Below are 4,438 nucleotides of genomic sequence, written 5' to 3'. Positions count from 1 at the left end.
TTCGCGGCGGATCTGACCGATCCGGACAATCTGGTGCCGGCGGCAAATGCGCTGACCGAGCATTCCAAGCGAAACGTGCTGGACGCGTCTGAAATCCTCGACGTGCTGGACAGCGTCATTCCCGAAGCCGAAGACAGCCTTGCTGCGGACCTGATGGCGGTCAGGGCGCAGGTCGAAGCGCTGCAGTTGGGCACGGCGCGCATTCACTTGCGGGTGAACGCAGCGCAGGTGCGCACGGTGATCAACCGCGATCTGGGCCTGCAGACTGAAGACCGGGAACTTGGTCGTCTTGCCCTGGCTGAACTGGCGCAAAAGGCCCGCAAGTCCAAACCGGTTCAGGTGAACTTTGCCGACCTGTTCCTGGAACAATCCACGGCGCGACGTCAGTTCATGATGTGCGCACAGATCCTGAAACATATCGATTCCGGCTCGGTCATCCGCTTCCTGATCGCCGAGAGTGAGAATCCGGCCACCGTGATGGGCGCGCTGTACCTTGCGCGGCAATATGGTGTCGATGACAAGCTCGATATCTCTCCGCTATTCGAAACGCCGGAAGCGCTGGAGACCGGCGGCCGCTTCATCGAGCGCTTGCTGGAAGAGCCGGAATTCCTCGCCTATGTGCAACAGCGCGGCTATCTTTCGATCCAGTTGGGTTTCTCCGATGCCGGACGGTTCATCGGACAAGTCGCCGCCGACATGGCCATCGAGCGCATCCACAACCTGATCGCCCGGGCGCTGGCCGCCAAGGGCGTAAATGTCGACCTCCTGATTTTCAACACGCATGGCGAAAGCATGGGCCGCGGCGCATGGCCGGGTACGTTCGAGCAGCGCTTTGATCATCTGCTGACACCATGGACCCGTGGCGGTGCCCGCGCACGGGGCCTGCAGCTCCGTCATGAGGTCAGTTTTCAGGGCGGTGATGGCTTCCTTCACTTCGCCAACCCGGCGCTGGCCGAAACGACGATGGCCGCCTGGTGCAGCCACACGCTGTCTGACCCGGCCGACCGCACCAAGGATCCATTCTATACGCGCACGGACCTTGTCTGGGATTTCTACCGGTCGCTGCGAGCCTGGCAGGAACGCCTGTTCGACAATGCAGACTATGGTCGATTGCTGGGCGCCTTTTCCAGCGGCTTGACGGTAAAGGCGGGCTCGCGACCGAAACGCCGCGCCGCTGGACCAGTCGGCCCGCGCTCCCTGCGGGCGATCTCTCACAATGCGACGCTGCAACAGCTCAGCATGCCAGTGAATGTGGCCGCTGGCATCGGCTCATCCCTGCAGCGCGAAATGGAGCGGCTGGTTGACCTGATTGATGACAGCCCACGCATGAAGGGCCTGATCCTGCTGGCGACCCGCGCGCGGCTTTTGACCAGCCTGCCCGCGCTACGCGCCTATGCCCGCGTTTATGATCCGGGCGTCTGGGTGGCACACTCGAAACTGGCCGACCCTGACAAGGCGAATGCCTATCGCGGGGTTTATTACGCGCTGCGCAATAATGAGACGTCCGTTTCGATGAACCAGATCGCGAACTATTTGTCCGTGGACCTTGGAAAGTTTGACCGTCTTCTGGCCCAACTCAAGACCTCTCCTTCACTGGAAGAACGCCATGAGGGCAGATTGGACCTGCACGTTCTGCATGCCGTGCGCCAAGCGCTGATCATGAAAGCCTTCTCCATTGTCGGCGGCCTGCCCCGCCTGTCGGAGCGTCATGATGCCAGCAGCCGCGACCTGGTCGAAATGGTTGCGGAATTGCGGATCAAGGAAGCGGTGGAATTGCTGCGTGAGATCTTCCCGCACTCCCGCGATCAGGATACGCCGCTGAAAGCCCTGACCGAGGCCGGAAATGATACCAAGAGCCAAGCTGGCTACGGGTATGATCGCATTCACAAGGATATCATTGCGCCGCTGGATGACATCGACCGGATTCTGCACGGGATCAGCCTGTCGGTGACGCATGCCTATGGTGCGTTCGGCTAGGGGTACATTACCGCCTGCGATAGGACTGCACTTCCATGCAGACCAGGCATTTCTTGGCTGTGCTATGACGAATTCGCAAATAGAGCAGATTATGCTCGCGATCTATCTGTACACGGAATTGTGACAGAAAGTCCATACCAAGGATCATGACCGGTTCGTCAGCCATGCCCAGATGTTCGAACAGGGCGGGGTCTGATACGATCATGTTGAACCCCGTCATGTCGACGTCATCCAGTTCAAAACGGGAAACGTGGGCAACGTGCATATTGTAGTCGTCGCCGGTTATCCCAAGCAGGCGCTTGGTTTCATCCTCATTGACTTTGGTACCGGCATGGCTTGCAAATTTCGAATTCATGTAAGTAATGGTCGAACCTGTATCTATGAGGGCGAGCCCCCGCCGGCCATTGATCGTAACCTGCACGAAATAGAGTCCGTTGCGAACAACGAGGGGCCGTTTGCAGAGGACTTCTCGCATTCGCCCGGCCGGGCGCCGATCATAGGCCGTCACATGTCCCTGGTCGAAATCGAAATCCACGACGTTGCCCGTCAGTGCACTGATGGGCAGTACATTGCGCACGCCGCTGACGGCGATCTTGCTATCAAGGGCGGCAGGCACCTGGCTCAGGGCAATCGAGCCTGTCCTTAGACTTGGCAAATCGATCAAGGGGAACGTTTCCTTGCCGCCAAGGCCAAGTATCTCGACAAATTGCTCCTGTCCCTCGATCACCCCGACATTGGCCGAGCGCGCTGTGGCCCCGCCAATCATCGGCAAAGTGGCGGCCGTATCGATAAGCGCCGTAGCGGTTGACCCGTTTTCAAATGAGATCTCGGCCATTAACCGGTCTTGGGAATCCATCTCGAACGGGATGATTTGCTGATCATTGGTATTCGACCAGGCTGGCGGGCCAAGAAACAACAAGAGGCCGAGCAACACGCTGAGCAAAACAGCGTGCTGAACGAGACGAGGCTCGTCGGTCCGGGTTGTTGGCAATCCTCCCATGGATGCATCCTTTTCCCGCATTATGCCACAAGCGGGCGTGCGGACAAAATGCAGGGAAGAATGGCCGTGGGCGCTACAGGTCTCGCCAGTCGGCTTGCAGGCCCAATTCGGAAAAGACCTCGTTCCAGTATTCCTTCAACGCGCCGCGTTGCATGTCGGTATAGCGTCCGCGCGGAATCAACCGAATCTCCAAGTCTACGCCGGATAGGGACCGCCCATAGCGGCGCTCGACCGCCTCAGCCACATCACGCGCGCGCGGCATGTTGGCGGGAAGCGTGCCTCCGCCGCCATAGGCTGAGAACAGATCGGAATTCTGGAGCATATCGGACACGATGACGATCCGGCGGGCGGGCGCGTCGGGTGAGAAGTTCTCCGTCTGGCCGAGCCGTGCCATTGCTTCGAGGATCGGGCTGGAGGGGGCTTCCTTTGGTACGACGAGATCATCGATCACCGCATCCATCGGTGTTTCGAAAAGGGTCGCGTAGCGCTCCTCGATCATCCGGGGATTACGGAAGAGCGGGTTCACCTGCCCGCCCCGGCCCGGATTGCACAGCGAGAATTCGCCGCGCGGATCGAACTGGCCTTCGGCGTCAAGTTCGAACATGGACAGGCGCTCGCCCACCTCGAGCCGGTCGCGCGAGCGGCGGATCAGGTCGGCAATGAGATCGGCCTGGCTTTCGTCATACTCATCCGTCTTGTCGAGAATAATGGCGGTGTGCGGCGGCAACTCGTCGCTCAGCAGACAGAGCGTTTGCTCGTCATAGGGGACGGGCTTGAGGAACTGGAACGCCGCCACGCCGCCGGCGATCAGCAGGGCGATTATCGCGAAATTGATATAGGCCATCCGGCGCTGGCGTTGTCTGCGCCTGCGGCTCATGCGTCATTCTCCGCGCGCGGCATGATTTTTGGTTTCTTGCCGGAAATATGCTCGACAACCTCTTCCGGCACGTCGAATTCATCACGCATGATGTCAGGGTCTGTCTCAAGCAGGCGGCGGAAGGGCGACACCCGCGCATCCATCGCTCTACGGAGCCCCACCTTCTGCTTCGGGCTGAGCTTGCCAAAATCCTTCTCGGCATCCTCGAGCGCGTCTTCATAGCTGTCATAGTAGTCGTCCAGCGCATCCTGAAGGTCTCTGCGAGAGCGCTCGATGCCACGGGCAGCGTCGCTGAAACCGGGGAAGGATGCATCCGCCTTGCGCCCCTCAAAGGCAGCGATGGCCGATATGGCAAGGCCAAGGGCAAACAGGACCATCGCATCCAGGGAATGCAAAGCAAACGGCCGACACATGGCATTCGTCGCGGCGCTGCCAATGGACTCGCCCATGGGCGATTGCAGGATGGATTGGCAAATATCTGAATCGATCAAGAATCGGGGAATTGTGGACGTATGCTCATTGAATGCCTCGAGAGCGCCAGGCGTATCTCCCAGCGTCGCCTTGAGATCGAGCAGATTGCGATA

Annotated in this window: 3 protein-coding genes and 1 pseudogene; 1 reads left to right on the top strand and 3 read right to left on the bottom strand. The window is 59.5% G+C overall.

Annotated elements, in window-relative coordinates; translation table 11 throughout:
• The coding region (locus B4F73_RS05965) for a phosphoenolpyruvate carboxylase (RefSeq protein ID WP_290482725.1) at positions 1 to 1,977 on the top strand (1,977 nt) is incomplete at its 5' end.
• A gap of 7 nt (positions 1,978 to 1,984) precedes the next feature.
• On the opposite strand, the gene B4F73_RS05960 is transcribed toward B4F73_RS05965, so the two are convergent.
• From B4F73_RS05960 to B4F73_RS05950, 3 genes and pseudogenes are all read right to left on the bottom strand, one after another.
• Entirely contained in the window at positions 1,985 to 2,977 is a 993-nt protein-coding gene (locus B4F73_RS05960) for an aspartyl protease family protein (RefSeq protein ID WP_290479732.1), read from the bottom strand.
• A gap of 73 nt (positions 2,978 to 3,050) precedes the next feature.
• A complete protein-coding gene (locus B4F73_RS05955) occupies positions 3,051 to 3,854 on the bottom strand; it encodes a hypothetical protein (RefSeq protein WP_206991052.1) in 804 nt (267 codons plus the stop codon).
• Positions 3,851 to 4,438: pseudogene (locus tag B4F73_RS05950) on the bottom strand (hypothetical protein); the annotation flags it as partial. The pseudogene B4F73_RS05950 and the gene B4F73_RS05955, both read right to left, overlap by 4 nt.

Origin of the sequence: Hyphomonas sp. UBA3601 (genome assembly GCF_002375605.1) — a bacterium.
Taxonomy (GTDB): domain Bacteria; phylum Pseudomonadota; class Alphaproteobacteria; order Caulobacterales; family Hyphomonadaceae; genus Hyphomonas.
This window is presented reverse-complemented; position numbering and strand designations above follow the sequence as displayed.

Coding starts and splice junctions, on each gene's coding strand:
- B4F73_RS05960 (WP_290479732.1), bottom strand. CDS start 2,977: ATGGGAGGATTGCCAACAACCCGGACCGACGAGCCTCGTCTCGTTCAG.
- B4F73_RS05955 (WP_206991052.1), bottom strand. CDS start 3,854: ATGAGCCGCAGGCGCAGACAACGCCAGCGCCGGATGGCCTATATCAAT.